This is a genomic window from Longitalea luteola (assembly GCF_017356035.1).
Lineage (GTDB): Bacteria > Bacteroidota > Bacteroidia > Chitinophagales > Chitinophagaceae > Niastella > Niastella luteola.
This window is the reverse complement of sequence record NZ_JAFIQX010000010.1, coordinates 235,760-255,743: the sequence shown is the minus strand read 5'-3', so window position 1 is coordinate 255,743 and position 19,984 is coordinate 235,760. Positions and strand designations below refer to the sequence as shown.

Genomic DNA, 19,984 nt, shown 5'->3' with positions numbered 1-19,984 from the left:
CACTAATGAAAAAAAAATTCGTATGAGTAAAATTACCATCATGATTGTTGATGATCACACTTTGATCCGCGAAACCTGGTCGTATTTATTAGGAAGGAATGAAGATCTGGAGGTTATTGCAGAATTAGGGGATGGTCAACGAGCCATTGAGCTTGCAAGGGATAAACGCCCTAACATTGTATTGCTCGATATTAATATGTCGCCCCTCAATGGCTTCGACATACTGAAAATGATCCGTAAACTATCACCCGGTTCAAAAGTAATTGCCGTGTCAATGCACTCGCAGCCTGCGTATGCTAAAAAAATGCTTCGCCTGGGCGCCCGTGGATATGTAACCAAAAATTCACCCCGCAAGGAAATGTTGGATGCTATTCATCAGGTGACTGCCGGCAATGTTTATATATGCCAGGAGGTGAAGAACATTTTATCTGAACAGATGATGAGTGAAGATGAAGGTGGAGACGGACTGAATCAACTTTCCGAGCGCGAAATTGAAGTGATCAATCTCATCAGGAACGGTTTGTCATCGAAAGAGATCGCCGATAAACTGGCTATATCAATAAAAACAGTGGAAGTGCACCGCCACAACATTTTAAAGAAATTAAAAGTAAAGAACACAGCATCCCTGATCAACTATATAAATTCCAGCGGACTGTAAATTCACGCGATTACCCTATTCATAATATACAGAATTTAAACGTATTTTCCACGATGGATATATGCGTTTGGCAAAGTATTTGTGACAAATGAGCTTGCCGACCGTTTAGCTTCCTATGGGGAACCAATTTAACACAGGCCTGTTAAATTTCTGATTCCTTTGATCGAACTCATTATTTTTAGGGGGATTAATCCCCCTATTATTTTTTTATAACCTCCAGTCCGGTCGGGCATCTGGCCGAAAACAAATAATAAAGCTCAGATGAAATCAGTCATAATCGTAAGACATGCGAAAAGTAGCTGGGAGCACACAGATGTAAGTGATTTTGATCGTCCGTTAAATGACCGCGGTAAAGAAGATGCGCCTAAAATGGCCAACCGGTTATTGGAACGGAATATTAAAATAGATGCTTTCATTTCCAGCTCAGCGAAAAGAGCCCGAAAGACAGCCGCCCTCTTTATTAAAGAGTTCGGCGGTCATAAAGACGAGATCATACTGGTTCCTGAATTATACCTAGCGGGTCCCGATGCCTTTTACAATGCCATTGCGCAGGCGCCTGCAAAAGCAAACACCATTGCCCTGTTTGCGCATAATCCCGGGATTACTGAATTTGCCAACGAACTGACCGGCGTACGGATACACGACATGCCTACCTGTGCCATTTTTGCCGTCAAAGCTGATATTGATGACTGGGCAGCCTTTAAGGATGCTGAAAAACAATACTGGTTCTTTGATTATCCAAAGGCGAAGTAGGACCGGGATAAATGGGATTTATGTGGATGGGATGATGGACTGGAATAATTGGGATTAGGGGATGAACGGATGATGATGATGGATGAGAATGCCTATTTATTGCTGCTTTGGTCTAACGCCCTGCGTTCCTGATCTGCCCGATCAAACTTCCAATGGTTTTTTTATATACTTCCATATCAAATGAATGTAACTGGTAAGCAAAGGCCTTGGCTGCTGCCAGCACGTCGGGCAAAGAGAAATCGGTTTGTGAAACCGAGAAAGCCAGCTGTTGCTGGTGAAGATGCGCTGCTACATATTCCTGTTCAGCCTGGCCGGGCGTAGGCACCATAATACTTTTTTTGCCAAGCTTTAGCAGGTCCATGACAGTTGTATAACCCGAACGGCTGATCACCAGTGCAGAATCGCAGATCAATGTATTCAGCAGGCTGGCCGGCGCATGGTCGTAAATGGTAACATCAGCTGTTGAAACCAATGAATTCCCACCCTCCGGTAATCCCCGCACCAATACCGTTTTCCCTGGCTGATGTTTCAACGCTTTTAGTAGCTGGTCTTCAAACAGGCTACGCTGGGGCTCTGGTCCCGAAAGAATGATCAGTAGATCGATCGTTGCAGTACGGTCTTTACAGGTATTGAACCGGCTTAGGCCGCCTATGTATTGCACAGGAACAGCCGGTAAGTTGCCGGGGTTTGATAAACGGCCGGCAAGTGTTTTTTCTCCTTTGTAGTCGGGTATCCAGCAGGTGGAGAAATTTTTTATGCGGCGGTAATTGAACCATTGTGCCAGGTGGTCGGTAAATTTACCAAGCCCGGTTCTTATATTTAATTGATGCGTAATGAAAACTGAAGGAATGCCGGGCGCATAAAAACCGAACCGGTTATCTGAAATGATGAGATCAACGGCTTGCGATTTCAGGAAAATATTTATCCAGGTGTTTTCGGTATTGATTTTGGTCAATATTTTTGGTGTCTGGAGAATGATCCGGACAATAGTACCCCACCTGTTCTTGCCGTATTTCAAATTATACCCTGTTAAAGGCTCGTAAGTAAGCTGCGGAAACTCCCTGATCAATAAAGCTTTTTGCGTTGAATTACAGGCTATAATAACATCGCAACCCTGGTGTAGCAGTTCGTGGATGATGGGAATGCAGCGGGTGGTATGCCCTAGGCCCCAATCCAACGGCGATAGCAATACGATGGGATTTTTTCGAGTGGTGTTAAAATTGTTGCTTTCCCGCAATTTGAAATACTAATTTGTTCGTAAAATAGTTTAATTTAGTAAGAACCGAGTATATGAAGAAAGTAAGTTATTCTGTGATCCTTTTGTTAATTATTAGCCTGGTTATTGCCAGTTGCAGTTCAGGTAATCGCATTGGCGGTTCATCCAAAAAATGCGGCTGTGGTTTAAACAGGGGATTTGTAGGTTATTAAAGCCGAACCAGACAATGAAAAACTCAAATCGTGATCTGCTTGTCCTTGTAAAGGATGCCTATACAAATAAAGAAGCTATGCAATACGAGCTTCAGCAGTTGAATACGCTGTTGGTGAATTTTGAGACACTCGAAAGTTTTTGCATAGCACATGAAGTATTTGATATTCAAAAGTACCGGATACTCACCAGGCGATCACAATTGCAGAAGATCATTGAAAAGGATTCATTGAAGCCCTTTGTGTTTATCTGCAATAAGAATTAGAGCCAGTTTTTTCTCCATAAAAAAGAGAGATAGAGGATGCCCTTTATCTCTCTTTTCTTTTATAGCAGGTGTGCCGCACTTTCAAAGTGTGGCACACCTTGCATTAGCTTAATTTCTTCAGGGCGTTCCTCAGCTGATCGATCATTTCACCGATCTCTTCTTTTTTGCAGGTGCCAACACTCAAGCGGTACCAGGGCGAAGACCTGTCGGCGCCAAAGGCATAAAACGGCACCACGGCCAGTTTGGCTTCATTCAGCAGATAAGCGGTAACATCACTTTGTTGGGTGAGCTGTTTGCCGTCGGCTGTTTTTTTGCCAGTGAGGTCGATCTTGATAGTGAGGTAAATCGCTGCCTGTGGCGCAATGGCGTCTACCTGGAAGCCCTCGGTCTTCAGTTGTTGAAAGCCGGCATAAATATCCCGCAAACGCACTTCCACATCGCCTTTGAATTGTTTGAGGTAGCTGTCGATAGCTTCTTTATTGTACAGGAAACGGGCAACGGCCTTCTGTTCAGCCATAGGCGCCCAGGCGCCCACATGGCTCAGGATAGCCTTCATTTTATCGAGGATCACCTGCGGACCAAATGCCCACCCTACGCGTACGCCGGTGGCGGCAAACACTTTGCTGATAGCATCGATGAAAATGGTATAAGCATGCATTTCGGGCCGCAGCGATACGGGGTTGTAATGCACTATATCGCCGAAAGTAAGCTGCCAGTACATTTGGTCGTACATTACATACAGCTTTTTTTCTCCTTCGCCCCGCCGGCTATTCTCTTCCAGCACCATGTCGCAGATCGCCTCCAGGTCGTGTTTGGTAAAAGTAGTGCCGGTAGGGTTTTGCGGTGAGCACAGGGCCAGCAAACTTGCCCCTTTTAAATGCGGGCGGATGTCTTTGGCAATGGGCATAAAGTTATTTTCCGCCCTGGCTTCTATCACTACATGCTCGGCGCCTACAAAATGTGTATAATGGTTATTGTTCCAGGAAGGAACGGCATAGATGACCTTGTCTTCCTTATCACATATTGCCCGGTATAAAGAATAGATGAGTGGCCGGCCCCCCGAAGCTACCAGTATTTCAGGAACAGCATAATTCAGCTGTTCACGCTCTTTTAAGAAATGAGCAATGGCTTCCCGCAGGTCAAGATTCCCCTCTGCGGCGGGATAATTGGTGAAATGATTCCGGTAGGCTGTAATAATCTCTCCTTCCAACGCTTTAGGAATAGGAAAGATAGCAGGATCAAAATCACCCACAGTAAAATTATAGATCTTTTCTCCTCCCCGGATCTTATCGCGTATTTCGCCGCCCAGTTTTACAATTTCCGATCCAATCAAAGTTTCTGCAAGATGGCTGAGTTTCATCTGTAAGTATTAGTTAGTGCAAAAATAGACTATCATAATCAATCCCTTACTACCGTAACATGTAAGTTTTCACCCATGTTAACATCTATAACCCGTTAATTTTGCAAGTGATTAACAACTTAGCCGTTTTTATTTTCAATAATTCATCAATTTTTCTGTTATTGCAATACTATGAAAAGACTATTATCACTGGCTATACTATTGATAAGCTGTACGTTAGCTGTAGCGCAAGGTGGTTACAATATTCCTATAACCTTAAAACCTTATAAAAACGCCTATATCTATCTGGGTTATTATTATGGCAAGATGAAAGCCCTGGCCGATTCAGCCTTACTGGATGCGAATGGGAAAGGCGTATTTACGGGTAAAAAACCGCTCGACGGCGGCATTTACTTCATTGTTTCACCCAAAAAAGAGATCCTGTTCGAAGTACTTATCGACAAACAACAGCAGTTTGCCATAGCTGCCGATTCGGCAACCCTGCCCAATAATGTAGTATTTACAGGCTCTGCGGAAAACTCCCTGTTCCAGCTGTACACCCGGTTTACCAATCAAACAGGAAGCGAGATCAATTCAATAAATGCCAGTTTAAAAACAGCAAAGAATGACAAGGATTCTGCCAGGTTGAGAGCCCGGTTAAAACAACTTAGTGACAGAATGCAATTGTATCGCGACAGCATGATCGCTAAAAATCCCAATTCTTTTTTAACAGCCCTCTTCCAGGCAATGAAAGAACCGGTAATACCGCCTGCGGCGAAACATCCGGGCGGAAAATATGATTCCATGTATGCTTACAGATACTATAAAAAGCACTATTGGGATGGCGTATCGTTCAGCGATGGCCGGCTGGTAAGAACCCCCTTCTTTGAAGCAAAGCTGGAAAAATATTATAAAGAGCTTGTGGTACCTAATCCCGATTCAATAAAGAAGGAAGTGGATCATATGCTGCTGTACGCAAGAAGCAATACCGAGATGTTTAAATTCCTGATGGTGCACTTTGTTCAGAAATACATTAACCCCGAGTACATGGGCCAGGATGCGGTCTTTGTGCATCTGTTTGAAAAGTATATAAATACCGGCCAAACCGCGTTCTTTACAGAAAAATATAGAGAACACATCAACAAAAGGGCGTATAGCCTGATGGCTAACCTCATTGGACAACCGGCTGCCAATCTCGAGCTGGTAGACACACTGAACAAACCGGCTTCCCTGTACGATATCAAGAGCAATTTTACCGTGATCTGTTTCTGGGACCCTACCTGCAGTCATTGTAAAGAAGTGGTACCCAAAGTTGATTCCATTTACAAAGCCAAATGGAAGAACGAAGGTGTTGCCGTGTACGGTGTAATGGTAGATGGCGGCGTAGACCTTTGGAAAAAATTCATCAACGATAACAAGCTCACCGGTTGGACACACGTTCATCAATTACCGGCTCAGCAAAAAGAAGAAGAAGCTGCCGGCAGACCCAACTACCGCCAGTTATATGATGTGTACCAGACCCCTGTTTTGTATTTGTTGGATAAGGATAAACACATCATAGCCAAGAAGCTTACCTACCTGCAATTAAATGAAGTGATAGATCTTAAACTTAAAAATAAAAACTCCAATTAGCATTATGACTGTTATCAGTAAAGCGGCGGTTGCTTCGTTATTGATCTTCATGACTGCCACCGGGAACGCCCAACAGTTGTTCACTTACGGCGGAAAAACGGTTACGACCAGTGAATTCCTGAAGGCATACAATAAGAACAATTCAGACAGCAAGCCCACCGAAAAATCGTACAGGGATTACCTGGAACTGTACATCCGCTTTAAGCTAAAGGTGCAGGCGGCCCTCGATAGTAAGCTCGATACCACCAATAACCAGCGCGTAGAGCTGCAGGGTTTTCGCAACCAGATCATGGATAGTTATGTGCGCGATGAAGCGAGTATCAATGAACTGACCTCACAGGCCATTACCCGTAGCAGGAAAGACATTCAAATTGCACATATTTTTGTAGCTACCCCTAAAGAAGCAACAGAGGCAGACATTAAGAAAGCCCAGGAAAAGATCAATGCGGCCTGGAGCCAGTTACAAAAAGGACAGGACTTTGGAAAGGTAGCCATCAACTATTCAGATGACCCTTCCGTTTCTACAAATAAAGGCGAAATCGGCTACATTACGTCCTTGGTATTACCACACGAATTGGAGAATGCTGTTTACAACACCCCAACAGGAAAATATTCGGCTCCCGTTCGCAGCAAAGCAGGATTTCATATTTTCAAAAAGCTGGGTGAGCGCGAAGGATTGGGCAGAATGAAAGTGGCCCAGATATTACTGGCATTTAAGCCTGACGACACGGATGCGCTGAAAGAAGCAACCCGGAAAAGAGCCGATTCAATATACAATGTGTTGACCAATGGCAGCGATTTTAAAGTACTGGTAACACAGTTCAGCGATGATAATATTTCCTGGCGTACGGGCGGCGAAATGATGGAGTTTGGCGTGGGCGAGTATGAACTTCCGTTCGAAAATGCGGTGTTTGCCTTAAAAAAAGATGGCGACATCAGTAAACCGCTGTTGACGAGTTATGGCTACCATATCGTTAAGCGGTTGCAATGGAAGCCGGCCACCGGGGATACGGCCGATGCCCAGCTGCGGGATGAATACAAACAGCGCATATTGCAAAGCGACAGATTTCACATCGCGCAAAAAATGTTGTTGAAGAAAGTGCTGCAGCTCACCGGCTTTAAAAGGAATAAATTCAACGAGCAACATCTTTTTATTTTCGCCGATAGTGTTTTAGAAAAAAAGCGCATTCCCGTATTTGCAGATCTCAATGCAAAAACGCCCCTGTTCTCATTTGCTAAAAGAATGGTTACAGTAAAGGATTTTCAGGAGAACCTGGAAAATATCCGCAGTTTTGAAAGCATGAGATTTGGTAAGACCAAAGCCCAGCTGTTTGAAGAATTCATTGAAGTAAGCGCCTTTGATTATTACCGCCAGCACCTGGAAACGTTTAATAAAGAGTTTGCCCACCAGTTAAATGAGTTCAAAGAAGGCAACCTCTTGTTTGAGATCATGCAGCGGAAGATCTGGGATCCTGCTTCAACAGATTCAGCAGGGTTAATGAAGTATTATACCGCACACAAAGATAAATACTGGTGGGATGCCAGCGCCGATGCCGTTATTTTCACGGCTACCAATGAGCAGGCCGCCGAAGAGTTCAGAACTAAAATAAAAGAGAATTACAGGGACTGGAAAAAACTAATCGACAACAGCGGCGGGCAATTGCAGGGTGATTCTGGCCGGTATGAATTGGCACAAATACCTGTTGCAGGAAGAACCAATTTTACAGAAGGCCTGGTAACTGCCAATGTAAAGAATGAAACAGATAACACAGTGGCATTTGCTTATATAATTAAGGTATATCCCAACCGTGAAATGCGTGGCTTTGCCGATGCCCGTGGTTTTGTGATCAATGATTACCAGCTTGACCTGGAAGAGAAATGGATCGCTGAACTTAAAAAGAAATATCCGGTTAAAATAAATGAGGCGGCTTTAAAAGGACTTGTTAAATAACGATTAAACCTCATACAATTTATTTGGTCAAAAGTCAGTTTTATTCCTATAACCCTGTAAAACAAGCACAATGATCACAAAGCAATTGGTTTCTTTGTTTATTACCGGATGTATTAGTGTAACCTCTTTTGCTCAAACGGACGCAGCCTGGTTAAAAGGCGGAGCGAATTTCGCAAATGTGTCCTATAACAGTGATGGAGAAGTAGATGATGCCAGCCTGCTCACCTCTTTTCATGTGGGTATTATGGGCGACATTACCATTGCAAAGGTCTTTGCCATTCAGCCCGGCATCCTGTTCACCGGTAAAGGCGCCAAAATACAGAGTGGCAATCCAAGTGATATTACTTATTACAAAGCTACCACGAACCCTAAGTATATTGAGGTGCCGGTGAATGCGGTGATAAAACTTCCCCTCGCATCATCTGAATCAAATTTCTTTTTTGGTGCAGGCCCATACATAGCAATTGGCGTTGGCGGCAAACGTAAAATAGAAGGCAAATACCTGAATGTGGCCTTCAGCAGCAAAGAAAAGATCGAGTACAGCAACGATGACCCCGCTACCTTTGATAATGAAGAAGGCGCAGGCCTTGGCGTTATGCGGAGATTTGATTACGGATTGAATGGCACGGCCGGATTCCAACTTAAAAATGGCATGATAGCGCTTAATTATGGTTATGGACTTGCCAAATTGCAATCGGGTTCAAACAGCTCAGAAGACAACAGCAACAAGCACCGGGTATTAAGTATATCGGTGGGCTTTAAATTATAAAGGTATTTATTTGCAAAACCAGGGCTTCGGATCACTCCGGAGCCTTTTATTTTTTTCGATTATTGATACAGGAAGGTGTTTTCATGTATTAAAAGAAGAAAGGTTTAGCAAAGTAATAATACCAGCTAAACCCTTCTGGATAAAAAACGTTTTTTGATCTATCTGATCTCTTTTACCACATTATAGATCACTTTCGGTTTGCCAAGTGTGTAATAATGCAGTACCGGCACGCCGGCCTTTTTCAATTCTTTCGATTGCAATAACAACCACTCAGTGCCTACTTTTTCTACATCTGCATCTGTTTTACAGTTCATGATCTCGTTGCTGAGGTCATCGGGAATATCCACATGGAACGTACGGGGAATAACCGACAGTTGTTTTTTGCTGGTAATAGGTTTCAGTCCCGGAATGATCGGAATATTAATATCGTTCTCACGGCAACGTTTTACAAAATCAAAATATTTCTGGTTATCGAAGAACATTTGTGTTACTACATAATCGGCTCCGGCTGCAACCTTGGCTTTTAAAAAGGCCAGATCGGTTTGCAGGTTGGGCGCTTCAAAATGCTTCTCAGGATACCCGGCTACGCCAATGCAAAAATTGGTGCGGAAACCATCTCTTATATCTTCTTCAAGGTAAATGCCGGTATTCAGGTTTTGAACCTGTTTCAGCAGGTCCAGGGCAAACTGGTTCCCGCCTGGTTCTGGTTCAAACACAGTTTCATTCTTGGCTGCATCGCCCCGTAACACCAGTACATTATCGACACCAATGAAATGCAGATCGATGAGGGCATCTTCCGTTTCGCGCTTGTTAAAACCACCACAGATGAGGTGTGGAACCGCATCAACCCGGTAATGGTTCATCAGGGCAGCACAAATACCAACGGTTCCGGGGCGTTTACGCACCTCCACCTTCTCGAAAGTACCATCTGCTTTTTTCTTGAAAACATGCTCACTGCGGTGATAGGTAACGTTGATAAAGGAGGGTTTGAATTCCATCAATGGATCAAGGTGTTCGTATATCGAGTTGATGGTTTTTCCCTTTAACGGTGGCAATATTTCAAAGGAAATAAGTGATTCTTTTGCCTGACGAATGTGGTCAATGACTTTCATGTAAATTAAGACAGTTTTTCAAAGGCCTCACCATTATTCCCTGTTAACAGAACACCGGTGCACCTTGCATGTATGCTATTTATTAAGTTAATAACCCAATTTGTACCATTGAGAATTAGCACATTAGTAAAAATGCGCCGTTTTATGCCGTAAAACCGGCCTGCAAACATAACGCAGGAAATCCGGATGGCAAATACCTGTTAAATTACGGTACCGGAATCCTTCTATTTAAATTAGTTCTGGTATTTTTGCCGGAAACCTTAATTACAATTGGTCAGCGAGATTAATACACAGGAACTTGTAAAAATTTACCGTAACCGTACCGTGGTAAATCATGTTTCGGTAAACGTAAAACAAGGTGAAATAGTAGGGTTGCTGGGTCCGAACGGAGCCGGAAAAACCACTACGTTCTATATGGTAGTTGGCTTGATAAAACCTGATGAAGGCAAAGTATTCCTTGATCAGGAAGAGATCACCAAGCTGCCTATGTATAAACGGGCACAGTTGGGTATTGGCTACCTGCCGCAGGAAGCCTCCGTATTCCGTAAGCTGAGTGTGGAAGATAACATCAAGGCCGTGCTTGAAATGACAAAGCTTACCAAAGCCCAGCAACGCCAGAAACTGGAAAGCCTGCTCGATGAATTTCGCCTGCACCATGTTCGTAAGAACAATGGTGATTCGCTGAGTGGTGGCGAACGCCGCAGAACAGAAATTGCCAGGGCATTGGCTGTTGATCCCAAGTTTATCTTACTGGACGAACCCTTTGCAGGGGTTGACCCCATTGCCGTGGAAGACATTCAGGCAGTGGTAGCCCGCCTGAAATATAAGAACATTGGTATTTTGATCACCGACCACAACGTAAACGAAACACTCTCCATTTGCGACCGTGCCTATCTGCTGATCGATGGAAAGATCTTCCAGCACGGTACCGCCGAAGAGCTGGCCGAAAATGAACAGGTTCGCCGCCTGTACCTGGGCCGCAATTTCGAATTACGACGCAAGGATTACCTGCACGAAGAAGCGCTCCGCGGAATGGACCTTACTTCGAACAAATGATCCGGGGTTGGTCCATTAATTGCATAAAAGTTAGTACATCAATCAATTATTAAGAATTTAGGTCATATTAGACGGTTTAGGAAGTATATTCTCATTGTACTTCCATGACCTGACTTTTATTCCTTCAAATTCTTTATTTTGCCAGTGTTGAAACTCCTATTGTGAAACTATTATCGCCTGCCATATCATCTTTGGCCCGCATGCGTTTGTGGCGCATAGAGGGATGGAAAAATAATCCTGCAGATGCTCAACGTGAAGTGTTACAGGACCTGGTCACTTCTGCCCAATACACAGAATTTGGCAGAAAATACAATTTTTCCGGATTGTTCAATGTGAAGACCTTCAAACAAACGGTGCCTGTTCATGAGTATGAAGACCTGCAGCCCTATATCCAGCGCATCATGCAGGGCGAACAGAACCTGCTGTGGAATACGCCGGTGTACTGGTTCGCCAAAAGCAGCGGCACTACCAGCGATAAAAGCAAATTCATTCCGGTAACCGACGAAAGTCTGGAAGACTGTCATTACAAGGCCGCCAAGGATGTGCTTACATTGTATTACCAGTTCAATCCCAATTCAGACCTGTTAACGGGTAAGGGATTGGTGATAGGCGGAAGTCATACCATTAATCCCGTAAATGCAGAAGCCCAGTACGGTGACCTGAGTGCTGTATTGCTGCAGAATTCACCTTTCTGGGGGCATTGGCTGCGGGTGCCCGATCTGAGCATTGCCCTCATGGATGAATGGGAAAGCAAGATCGAAAAACTCGCCCACAGTACCATCAGGGAGAATGTTACCTCTATCTCAGGAGTACCTACGTGGACGCTGGTTTTGTTCAGGCGGATCCTCGAGCTGACCGGTAAAAGCAACATGGCCGAAGTATGGCCCCACCTGGAATTATACATGCACGGCGGCGTAGCTTTTACCCCTTACAGAGAACAGTTTGAAAAAATAATAGGCAAGCCCATTCATTACCTGGAAATGTACAATGCCAGTGAAGGCTTTTTTGCCGCACAGGATATTCCGGGAGAAGAAGGTATGTTGCTGTTTACCGACCATGGCGTATTCATGGAGTTCATGCCCCTGGAAGAATATGGAAAACCGCATCCCAATACCATTGGTTTGCAGGAAGTGGAGCTCGGTAAGAACTATGCGATGATCATTAGTACGAATGGTGGCTTGTGGCGGTATTTATTAGGCGATACTGTTCAATTTACTTCATTAAACCCGTTCAAGATCAAGGTAAGCGGGCGTGTGAAGCATTTTATCAATGCTTTTGGTGAGGAAGTGATCGTAGATAACAGCGATAAAGCCATAGCGGTTGCCAGTGAAAGAACAGGCGCCATAGTGAATGATTATACCGCTGCTCCGGTGTACTTTAGCGATAGCGGCAACGGCGGTCATGAATGGCTGATAGAGTTTGAAAAAGAACCGGCCGATCTGAATCATTTTGCTGATGAGCTCGATAACGCTCTGAAAAGTGTGAACAGCGATTATGAAGCGAAACGCCATAAAGATATAGCCCTGTGCAAGCCATTGGTAAGATCCCTGTCGAAAGGGGTGTTTACGAACTGGTTAAAAAGCAAGGGCAAACTCGGGGGCCAGCATAAAGTGCCGCGGCTGAGCAATGACAGGAAATATATTGAAGAGATCCTTTCATTGTAAGTCTGAAGTCGGAAGTCTGAAGCCAGAGGTCTGAAGTCTGAAGATTTCATGTATGCGAGCCTTAAAATTATTAGCCGCCTCAGGCATAGTATTTCATACTTCCGACTTCGTACTTCTGACTTCGTACTTCCGACTTCCGGCCTCCGATTTCCCGCTTCATTTCAGTACTTTTGCTCACCCAAATACAATACTATGAAATTATTAGAAGGAAAAATTGCTATTGTAACCGGTGCGGCCCGTGGCATTGGTGAAGCTATCGCTTATAAACTGGCTGAACATGGCGCTCATGTGGCATTTACTTACGTTAGCGACAGCAGTGCTGAAAAAGCGGCTCAGTTGGAGCAAAAGATAAAAGCACTGGGCGTGAAATCCAAAGCCTATAAAAGCAATGCCGGTAATTTTACCGAATGTGAAGCGTTTGTAAATGATGTGGTGAAAGAATTCGGTACGGTAGATGTTTGCGTGAACAATGCAGGTATTTCAAAAGATAACTTATTACTGCGCCTTACACCGGAACAATGGGATGAGGTAATGGATATTAACCTGAAGAGCGTTTATAATATGACCAAGCAGGTTATCCGCCCCATGATGAAAGCCAAAAAAGGAAGCATCATAAATATGAGTTCGATCGTTGGCATACGCGGTAATGCAGGCCAGGCCAGTTATGCTGCCAGTAAAGCCGGTATTATTGGTTTTACGAAATCGGTAGCACATGAACTGGGCAGTCGTAATGTACGTTGCAATGCCATTGCCCCTGGCTTCGTTGAAACCGATATGACCCATTACCTTAAAGATGGAGAGGGCGCAAAGGCATTCCTCGAAAAAATACCTTTAGGCCGCTTTGGAAGTGCAGAAGAAATTGCCAACACGACTTTGTTCCTGGCTTCTGATATGAGCTCTTATATTACCGGACAGGTGATCAGCACATGTGGTGGTTTAAATATCTAATTCGTTCATTGCCTCCGGGAGGCCGTGTTTAAATATCGTATCTTAAAGTAAATGCCTTCTGTAAAGAAGGCATTTTTTATCTGAGCAGTTCATGTTGACTCTTATTTCGTTTTTGCTTTGAATTTTTCAATAGCCATCCGGGTGAAGGAGCTCAATACAAGTTTACCACTGATGGCGGCTCTTTGCAGCAGCAGCTGGTCCCAGTTTTCGGTGCCCTTCCAGAACATTTTTTTCATTTCTTCCATGGCCTGTGGGTTGCTATGCGCAAGGGTATAAGACAAACGGTCTACCGATTCATCCATATCCTCAATGGACGCATGCAGTTCGGAATACAGTCCTTTTCTTTTTGCCCACTCGGCATTGCGCCACATGGTGGCATCGATGGCCAGGTTGTTGAATGCTGCCAGTCCTATTTTCCGTTCTACGGCAGGGCCCACTACAAAAGGCCCTATGCCAACAGCAAGCTCACTTAATTTAATATCGGCGCCTTCGGCGGCAATGGCGTAATCGGCGGCAGCCGCAATACCAACACCACCACCTACACATTTGCCCTGGATGCGGGCTATAATGAATTGCGGGCATTTGCGCATGGCGTTGATCACATGGGCAAAACCACTGAAGAATTCAAGACCTTCTTCCTCGTCTTTTATGGCCACCAGTTCATCGAAGGAGGCGCCGGAACAAAATACTTTTTCGCCCCCGCTGCGCAGCACGATCACTTTGGTGTCGTCATCGTTACCTGCACCGTGAATGGTTTGTGCCAGTTCTTCCAGCAGTTTACCTGGCAGCGAGTTGCTTTGCGGATGGAAGAATTCTATGGTGTTAACGCCATTATGGTCGATATGCGATTTTACATAACCTGAAGACATACAATTATTTTTTGCTGTAGGGTGAACGAAAAGAAAGGTGTCTGATATCAGCAGTGTTCCCTATATAAAGTTATTAAATACCGGGATAAAAAAGAGCATGTGTTAAGCCCTTGACTAACTGTTATCAAACACCTTTAAGCTGCTTTGAGTCTATTGATTCTTTTTGGCAACCATGGTGAGGATGGTGGCAATGGCTACGGGTTCGCCGGTTTCATCAGTTACCTGAACCAGCCATTTTACAATGCCTTTGGCAATGTCGTTCTCATCTTTCTTTTCCTGCTCTATCTTTTCTTTACACGTGAGTTGAACACCGATGGTTGTACCGGCATATACCGGTTTTAGGAACCGGCATTCTTCGAGTCCGTAATTCAGCATGACAGGTCCTTTTTTAGCGTCTACGAACAAACCTGCGGCAGCGCTTAAAATAAAATAACCATGCGCAACCGGTTTTTCAAAAACGGTTCCCTGTAAAGAAGTATGGTCGGTGTGCGCATAAAAATGATCCCAGCTTACATTGGCAAAGTTTACAATGTCGGCTTCGGTAACGGTTCTTTTATGAGTAATGATGGTATCGCCGATCTGCAGTTCTTCGAAATATTTTCTGAACGGATGTTTTTCTTCTTCCCTGGTTAATGCGCCGGTTTGATAAACATTGGTAATAGCAGTAATGGCTGTTGGTGATCCCTGCAGCGCTACCCGTTGCATATAATGGTGTACACCTCTTATGCCGCCCATTTCTTCACCGCCGCCGGCACGACCGGGTCCGCCATGTACCAGCATGGGTAACGGTGAACCATGTCCGGTATTCTCTTTGGCGCATTCATTATTCAGCACCAGTATTCTGCCGTGGTAGGTAGCAGCGCCCAGTACAAATTCGCGGGCAATGGAATAGTTTGCAGTAACAATAGAACAAACGAGTGAACCTTTTCCTTTTTTAGCCAGTGCAATAGATTCATCGATCGTGCTGTAAGGCATAATAGTGCTTACAGGGCCAAAGGCTTCTACGCTGTGCGCAGCTTCGTTATCGAATGGGTTTTCACTTTTTAACAGCAGCGGGCTCATGAAGGCGCCTTTTTTGGGGTCGGCATCAATGACCTGAACGCTGTCGAGCGAACCGTATACGATCTGGGAGGAAGCCAGTAATTTTTGTACCTGGGCGAATACTTCCTCGCGCTGGCTTAGCCCGGCCAGGGAGCCCATGCGTACTTTTTCATTTTCAGGATTGCCGATGGTTGTCTGGCTGAGGGCTTTACCCAAAGCGATCCATACGTCTTCCATTTTATTCTGCGGAACGAAGATGCGGCGGATGGCTGTACATTTTTGTCCGGCTTTCGTGGTCATTTCCCGGCGAACTTCCTTGATGAAAATATCCCACTCAGGCATGTTTGGCGTTACATCTTCTCCCAGGACGATGCAGTTCAGCGAGTCGGCTTCCATGGTGAAGGGCACATTTTCAGCCAGGATGCGGGGGTGCGATTTCAATTGCAAACCGGTGGAGGCTGAGCCGGTAAACGTAATTACATCCTGCGCCGTAACATGGTCGAGCAGGTCGCCGGCAGAACCACACAGCAGCTGCAAAGCGCCTTCCGGTAAAATGCCCGAGGCAATGATCTCCTGCACTACCGCTTCGGTAAGATAAGAAGTGATGGTAGCTGGTTTTACAATTGCCGGAACACCTGCCAGCAGGTTTACGGCGATCTTTTCCAGCATCCCCCAAACGGGAAAGTTGAAGGCATTGATATGAACCGCTACGCCTTCTTTTGGCACCAGGATATGCTGGCCCATAAAAGTGCCGCCTTTACCGAGGGCGTGCGCTTCGCCGTCGATGCAATAACTTTCATTGGGAAATTTGCGGCGCAGCGAGGCATAGGAGAACAGATTGCCTATGCCGCCTTCAATATCAACCCAGCTATCAGCTTTGGTGGCGCCGGTTTTATAACTGATGGAATAGAATTTATCGAGGTGATTGCGCAGGTGTAAGGCCAGGGCCTTCAGCATCAGGCCCCGTTCGTGAAAGGTAAGCTTACGCAGCGCCGGGTTACCTGTTTTTCTTCCGTAGTCGAGGATGGCTTTGAAATCGAGCCCGCGGGTAGAAGCATAACCAATCGTTTCGCCGTTCACGGCATTGTATAATGCCTGACCGTCGCCGTCGCCGGTGATCCAGCGGCCGGTAACATAATTACCCAGTTTTTTCATGCAAAAATGTAGTTTTTGTATTTTTCAAATGGCAGCGATCGACCCTATTTGATGATGATCGCTGCTGCTAATGTAGCATATCCGCGGCTAATACCATCATAGGGAAAGCCGGTATACGCCAGCTGAACGTTCAGGCGGTTGTTTTTTTTGGGCAGGTTGATGCCACCCGATAAACCATAGCCCAACCGCACGCGCGGTGATGACATATTGTTCAGCAGAAAGTAAACGGCGCCGGTCCGTAGTGAGGCGTAAATATTCGAGGTAGGATACGCTTTTATGCCGGCGAGTAGCGGAATGGCGTACGACTTATTTTTTGCATCAGCATATATGGTTTTGTCGCCTGTGAAGTAGTTATAGGAGGCTTCGGTTTCAACAGCGAAGTATTTTGAGACCATTTTTTCGGCGCCAACAAGTCCGCCAATGCCAACATGGTTAGATGTAAGATTTGATAATCCAAACGAAACGGTTGCGCCCAGCCTGAAGATGGGAGGCGCTGGTCTTACTTGAGCAGTACCGGTTTTTATAAGCAGGATGAGTGCTAAAAAGGTAAGCCGGACACAATTTACCATTGTTCTGCATGATTAATGGTGCGAAAATAGGTAAACCCGATTATTAAACGGATTTAAAACACCGTAGCGTATAAAAGAAGTTAACTTTGACCGGATTTTTTAAATAGCCAAAAACAAACATACTTATGTCGCGGTTTATTATAGCAGTTGTAAGCATGGGCCTGCTGGCCATCGCCTGTAATAATGGTGCTTCACAGAACGAAACTACCGATCGCAAAAACGGGTTTGCACCTGCATTAAAGACCCGGGAAGATTCATTATTTCACGATGTAATGCAGGGGCACGATGCCGGTATGGCCAAAGTAGGTGCACTACGCAGAAATATAAATGAAACGAACCGCCGGCTCGACAGCCTCAATAAATTACCGGCCGGTAAGGTCAATGCTGCTTATAAACAATCCTTAACCGATCTGCAGGCTTCCCTGAACAATGCCAATAATGAAATGAACAGCTGGATGGAATCATTTAAACTGGATTCAGCTTCTGATAACAAGGAATTGCGTATTCAATACCTACAGGGCGAAAAAGAAAAAGTAACTGTGGTAAAAGAACACATCTTTGCTGCCCTGCAGCAGGCTGATTCAATATTGAATCGTAAAGCCAATAAGTAACAGGCAAAAGCATTAGCATATTAGCATATCGGTTTCCGCCATTGTGTCACAAAACGCCTCCGGCAAATTATTTGCCGCATAGCTGTCTATGGAAACCATTGAAACACCTCCCGTTCAATTAATACAGCATACCGACCATGCGTTGTTGGATGCTTATTCAAAAACGATTACCGGCGTTGTAGGCAGTGTAGCTGAATCGGTTGTACATATAGAAGTATCAAAAAAAGTAATGGACAGGCGTACCCGTCAGGAACGGGTAGCCCAGGGCAGTGGTTCTGGCTTTATCATTTCTTCGGATGGTTTTATCGTTACCAATCATCACGTTATTGAGAACGCCAGTGCTATTAAAGTATCCCTGGCCGATGGACGTAAGGTAAGTGCCGAATTAAAAGGCAGCGACCGCAGCACTGATATAGCCGTTCTTAAAATATATGAGAACAGCCTCAAAGCCTTATCCTTTGCCAATAGTGATCAACTGCACGTAGGCCAGATCGCTATAGCCATTGGTAATCCGTTAGGTTTACAACATACTGTTACCGCTGGTGTAGTAAGCGCCCTGGGCCGAACACTGCGTGCTTCTGATGGAAGGCTGATCGATGATGTCATTCAAACAGACGCTTCGTTGAATCCCGGTAATTCTGGCGGTCCGCTCGTGAACTCGTTAGGGCAGGTCATTGGCGTTAACACAGCCATGATACCCACGGCACATGGCATCTGTTTCGCCGTATCATCGAACCTGGCTGCCTATGTAAGTGGCAAACTCATTATGCAGGGAAGGGTAAAACGGGGCTACCTGGGCCTGGCCGGACAATTAGTAAACCTCACTGAACGGATGGTGGCGGCCAACCGGTTGCAACGCCGTACAGGGGTTTATATCTCAGAGATAGAGGCTGATATCCCGGTGTATAACAGTGAACTTCATGTGGGTGATATTATAGTCGGATTTAATGAGCATCCCGTTGCTAGCATCGATGACCTGCATAAACAGTTGAACGAAAAAACCATCGGCCAACGGATCGCCTTGCAGGTATTACGTGGTGGGCATAAGGCAACCGTTACCGTTATACCGGGGGAAATGAGGTAAAGCTAATGTGATAATGTGATAATGAAATGCCTGGCCGCTTCAATAGTAAATACTTTTTCATGTTTTGCCGGTATTAAAATAAACAAGGCGCGCTTCGGTGGTAACCGAGCCGCGCCTTGCAATTATATTGGTAAATGTTCGAGCCGAAATTTCAAGAAAGCAGCAAAACCATTGCTTAACACAAAGCTGAAACAGCAGTGAACTTAGAACTTAAAACTTAGAACGTTAAACTCTTCACGCCGGTTGTTTGGCTTCAATTTCAGCTACCAGCGATTGAAAAATGTCATCGATGGTGCCTTCGCCTTTGATCCGGGCCACTTTGCCGAACTTAGCGTAGTAGTCAGCAACAATGGCGGTTTTGTTATGGTACTCCTGCAAACGCTTGCGAATAACATTCTCATCGCGGTCGTCGCTTCGTGAAGAAGTTAAACCTCTGTTCAACAACCGGGCTACCAGTTCTTCCTCACCTACTTCCAGGGCCAGCACCAGGGTTATTTCACTGCCTTTGCCGGCGAGTAAAGCATCCAGCGCTTCGGCCTGGGCTTCTGTTCTTGGAAAACCGTCGAACAAAAAGCCTTTGGCATTTGGGTTTGCGTCCAGCGCAGAACCGATCATGCCTATCACTACTTCATCAGGCACCAGTTGGCCTTTGTCGATAAAAGCTTTTGCTTCCAGCCCAAGCTGGGTGGCATTGGCTATTTCTTTACGCAACAAATCGCCGGTTGACAGATGGATCCAACCAAATTTTTCGATCAGTTTTTCTGATTGAGTTCCTTTTCCGCTTCCCGGAGGTCCAAATAATATAAGATTAAACATGTTTTCTGAGTCCCTTTGTGAGGCGGCAAATATAAACCAACCACAGAAATAATCCCTTTAGAATATGGGCTTTCTGATTAAAAATTATTTAATGAGAATGGTGTTTTTTTGCGTTCAATGCCGCCAACCCTGGCGGTTAACCTCTTTTTAGTTAATATGTTAGCCCGTAGGCAGGCGCCGGTTTTTGCAACTATCGTCTGAACAAAATGTTAAGCTCATAGAAGGTGTCGTTCAGCAGGCATCCAAACGGTACGCCGGCTACGTAC

General features: G+C 45.0%; 18 protein-coding genes. 11 read left to right on the top strand and 7 right to left on the bottom strand.

The window, feature by feature from the left end; all coding sequences use genetic code 11:
• Nucleotides 1-22 precede the first annotated feature (22 nt).
• The gene (locus JUB15_RS22090; protein ID WP_207514824.1) at nucleotides 23-658 is read left to right on the top strand and encodes a response regulator; all 636 of its coding nucleotides are present in this window, start codon (nucleotides 23-25) and stop codon (nucleotides 656-658) included.
• 261 nt (nucleotides 659-919) lie between these two features.
• Nucleotides 920-1,411 (top strand): SixA phosphatase family protein, encoded by a 492-nt coding sequence (locus JUB15_RS22085; protein ID WP_207514823.1) that lies wholly within the window; start codon nucleotides 920-922, stop codon nucleotides 1,409-1,411.
• A gap of 112 nt (nucleotides 1,412-1,523) precedes the next feature.
• On the opposite strand, the gene JUB15_RS22080 is transcribed toward JUB15_RS22085, so the two are convergent.
• Nucleotides 1,524-2,600, bottom strand: a complete 1,077-nt coding sequence (locus JUB15_RS22080) for a glycosyltransferase (RefSeq protein WP_207514822.1) — start codon at nucleotides 2,598-2,600, stop codon at nucleotides 1,524-1,526.
• 253 nt (nucleotides 2,601-2,853) lie between these two features.
• Between JUB15_RS22080 and JUB15_RS22075 the strand changes: the two genes are divergently transcribed.
• A complete protein-coding gene (locus tag JUB15_RS22075) occupies nucleotides 2,854-3,102 on the top strand; it encodes a hypothetical protein (RefSeq protein WP_207514821.1) in 249 nt (82 codons plus the stop codon).
• A 103-nt stretch (nucleotides 3,103-3,205) separates the two neighbouring features.
• Here the strand turns inward: JUB15_RS22075 and JUB15_RS22070 are convergent, their stop codons facing one another.
• On the bottom strand, nucleotides 3,206-4,462 hold the full coding sequence (locus JUB15_RS22070; RefSeq protein WP_207514820.1) for a pyridoxal phosphate-dependent aminotransferase: 1,257 nt from the start codon (nucleotides 4,460-4,462) through the stop codon (nucleotides 3,206-3,208).
• Nucleotides 4,463-4,633: 171 nt separating this feature from the next.
• Between JUB15_RS22070 and JUB15_RS22065 the strand changes: the two genes are divergently transcribed.
• The 3 genes from JUB15_RS22065 (at nucleotide 4,634) to JUB15_RS22055 (ending at nucleotide 8,793) form a co-directional block, all read left to right on the top strand.
• Nucleotides 4,634-6,073, top strand: coding sequence for a DUF5106 domain-containing protein (locus tag JUB15_RS22065; RefSeq protein WP_207514819.1), 1,440 nt, complete (start codon nucleotides 4,634-4,636; stop codon nucleotides 6,071-6,073).
• 4 nt (nucleotides 6,074-6,077) lie between these two features.
• Entirely contained in the window at nucleotides 6,078-8,024 is a 1,947-nt protein-coding gene (locus JUB15_RS22060) for a peptidylprolyl isomerase (RefSeq protein ID WP_207514818.1), read from the top strand.
• A gap of 70 nt (nucleotides 8,025-8,094) precedes the next feature.
• Entirely contained in the window at nucleotides 8,095-8,793 is a 699-nt protein-coding gene (locus JUB15_RS22055) for a porin family protein (RefSeq protein WP_207514817.1), read from the top strand.
• A gap of 158 nt (nucleotides 8,794-8,951) precedes the next feature.
• Here the strand turns inward: JUB15_RS22055 and metF are convergent, their stop codons facing one another.
• Complete coding sequence (gene metF / locus JUB15_RS22050; protein ID WP_207514816.1) at nucleotides 8,952-9,905, bottom strand: methylenetetrahydrofolate reductase [NAD(P)H]; 954 nt, start codon at nucleotides 9,903-9,905, stop codon at nucleotides 8,952-8,954.
• A gap of 270 nt (nucleotides 9,906-10,175) precedes the next feature.
• Here metF and lptB point away from each other — a divergent pair, with 270 nt between their 5' ends.
• The 3 genes from lptB (at nucleotide 10,176) to fabG (ending at nucleotide 13,573) form a co-directional block, all read left to right on the top strand.
• Nucleotides 10,176-10,961, top strand: a complete 786-nt coding sequence (gene lptB / locus JUB15_RS22045) for an LPS export ABC transporter ATP-binding protein (RefSeq protein WP_207514815.1) — start codon at nucleotides 10,176-10,178, stop codon at nucleotides 10,959-10,961.
• A gap of 161 nt (nucleotides 10,962-11,122) precedes the next feature.
• Complete coding sequence (locus tag JUB15_RS22040) at nucleotides 11,123-12,625, top strand: GH3 auxin-responsive promoter family protein (protein ID WP_207514814.1); 1,503 nt, start codon at nucleotides 11,123-11,125, stop codon at nucleotides 12,623-12,625.
• A gap of 192 nt (nucleotides 12,626-12,817) precedes the next feature.
• Nucleotides 12,818-13,573 (top strand): 3-oxoacyl-[acyl-carrier-protein] reductase, encoded by a 756-nt coding sequence (gene fabG / locus JUB15_RS22035; protein ID WP_207514813.1) that lies wholly within the window; start codon nucleotides 12,818-12,820, stop codon nucleotides 13,571-13,573.
• A gap of 101 nt (nucleotides 13,574-13,674) precedes the next feature.
• On the opposite strand, the gene JUB15_RS22030 is transcribed toward fabG, so the two are convergent.
• The 3 genes from JUB15_RS22030 to JUB15_RS22020 all read right to left on the bottom strand — a co-directional run bounded on the left by JUB15_RS22030 (nucleotide 13,675) and on the right by JUB15_RS22020 (nucleotide 17,207).
• Entirely contained in the window at nucleotides 13,675-14,442 is a 768-nt protein-coding gene (locus tag JUB15_RS22030; protein ID WP_207514812.1) for an enoyl-CoA hydratase/isomerase family protein, read from the bottom strand.
• A gap of 150 nt (nucleotides 14,443-14,592) precedes the next feature.
• Nucleotides 14,593-16,638 carry a phenylacetic acid degradation bifunctional protein PaaZ gene (paaZ, locus tag JUB15_RS22025; RefSeq protein WP_207514811.1) on the bottom strand — a complete coding sequence of 682 codons (2,046 nt, stop codon included), beginning with the start codon at nucleotides 16,636-16,638 and terminating at the stop codon, nucleotides 14,593-14,595.
• 44 nt (nucleotides 16,639-16,682) lie between these two features.
• Nucleotides 16,683-17,207, bottom strand: a complete 525-nt coding sequence (locus JUB15_RS22020) for a hypothetical protein (RefSeq protein WP_207514810.1) — start codon at nucleotides 17,205-17,207, stop codon at nucleotides 16,683-16,685.
• Between the two features lie 125 nt (nucleotides 17,208-17,332).
• Between JUB15_RS22020 and JUB15_RS22015 the strand changes: the two genes are divergently transcribed.
• Both JUB15_RS22015 and JUB15_RS22010 read left to right on the top strand, forming a co-directional pair.
• Nucleotides 17,333-17,818, top strand: a complete 486-nt coding sequence (locus JUB15_RS22015) for a hypothetical protein (RefSeq protein WP_207514809.1) — start codon at nucleotides 17,333-17,335, stop codon at nucleotides 17,816-17,818.
• A gap of 88 nt (nucleotides 17,819-17,906) precedes the next feature.
• Nucleotides 17,907-18,902, top strand: a complete 996-nt coding sequence (locus JUB15_RS22010) for a S1C family serine protease (protein WP_207514808.1) — start codon at nucleotides 17,907-17,909, stop codon at nucleotides 18,900-18,902.
• Nucleotides 18,903-19,136: 234 nt separating this feature from the next.
• On the opposite strand, the gene JUB15_RS22005 is transcribed toward JUB15_RS22010, so the two are convergent.
• Nucleotides 19,137-19,718 carry an adenylate kinase gene (locus JUB15_RS22005; RefSeq protein WP_207514807.1) on the bottom strand — a complete coding sequence of 194 codons (582 nt, stop codon included), beginning with the start codon at nucleotides 19,716-19,718 and terminating at the stop codon, nucleotides 19,137-19,139.
• Between the last annotated feature and the right edge of the window lie 266 nt (nucleotides 19,719-19,984).

Excerpts from the sequence above, each read along its gene's own strand:
- JUB15_RS22090 (WP_207514824.1), top strand. The coding sequence starts at position 23 with ATGAGTAAAATTACCATCATGATTGTTGATGATCACACTTTGATCCGC.
- JUB15_RS22085 (WP_207514823.1), top strand. The coding sequence starts at position 920 with ATGAAATCAGTCATAATCGTAAGACATGCGAAAAGTAGCTGGGAGCAC.
- JUB15_RS22075 (WP_207514821.1), top strand. The coding sequence starts at position 2,854 with ATGAAAAACTCAAATCGTGATCTGCTTGTCCTTGTAAAGGATGCCTAT.
- JUB15_RS22070 (WP_207514820.1), bottom strand. The coding sequence starts at position 4,462 with ATGAAACTCAGCCATCTTGCAGAAACTTTGATTGGATCGGAAATTGTA.
- JUB15_RS22065 (WP_207514819.1), top strand. The coding sequence starts at position 4,634 with ATGAAAAGACTATTATCACTGGCTATACTATTGATAAGCTGTACGTTA.
- JUB15_RS22060 (WP_207514818.1), top strand. The coding sequence starts at position 6,078 with ATGACTGTTATCAGTAAAGCGGCGGTTGCTTCGTTATTGATCTTCATG.
- JUB15_RS22055 (WP_207514817.1), top strand. The coding sequence starts at position 8,095 with ATGATCACAAAGCAATTGGTTTCTTTGTTTATTACCGGATGTATTAGT.
- metF (WP_207514816.1), bottom strand. The coding sequence starts at position 9,905 with ATGAAAGTCATTGACCACATTCGTCAGGCAAAAGAATCACTTATTTCC.
- fabG (WP_207514813.1), top strand. The coding sequence starts at position 12,818 with ATGAAATTATTAGAAGGAAAAATTGCTATTGTAACCGGTGCGGCCCGT.
- JUB15_RS22030 (WP_207514812.1), bottom strand. The coding sequence starts at position 14,442 with ATGTCTTCAGGTTATGTAAAATCGCATATCGACCATAATGGCGTTAAC.
- paaZ (WP_207514811.1), bottom strand. The coding sequence starts at position 16,638 with ATGAAAAAACTGGGTAATTATGTTACCGGCCGCTGGATCACCGGCGAC.
- JUB15_RS22020 (WP_207514810.1), bottom strand. The coding sequence starts at position 17,207 with ATGGTAAATTGTGTCCGGCTTACCTTTTTAGCACTCATCCTGCTTATA.
- JUB15_RS22015 (WP_207514809.1), top strand. The coding sequence starts at position 17,333 with ATGTCGCGGTTTATTATAGCAGTTGTAAGCATGGGCCTGCTGGCCATC.
- JUB15_RS22010 (WP_207514808.1), top strand. The coding sequence starts at position 17,907 with ATGGAAACCATTGAAACACCTCCCGTTCAATTAATACAGCATACCGAC.
- JUB15_RS22005 (WP_207514807.1), bottom strand. The coding sequence starts at position 19,718 with ATGTTTAATCTTATATTATTTGGACCTCCGGGAAGCGGAAAAGGAACT.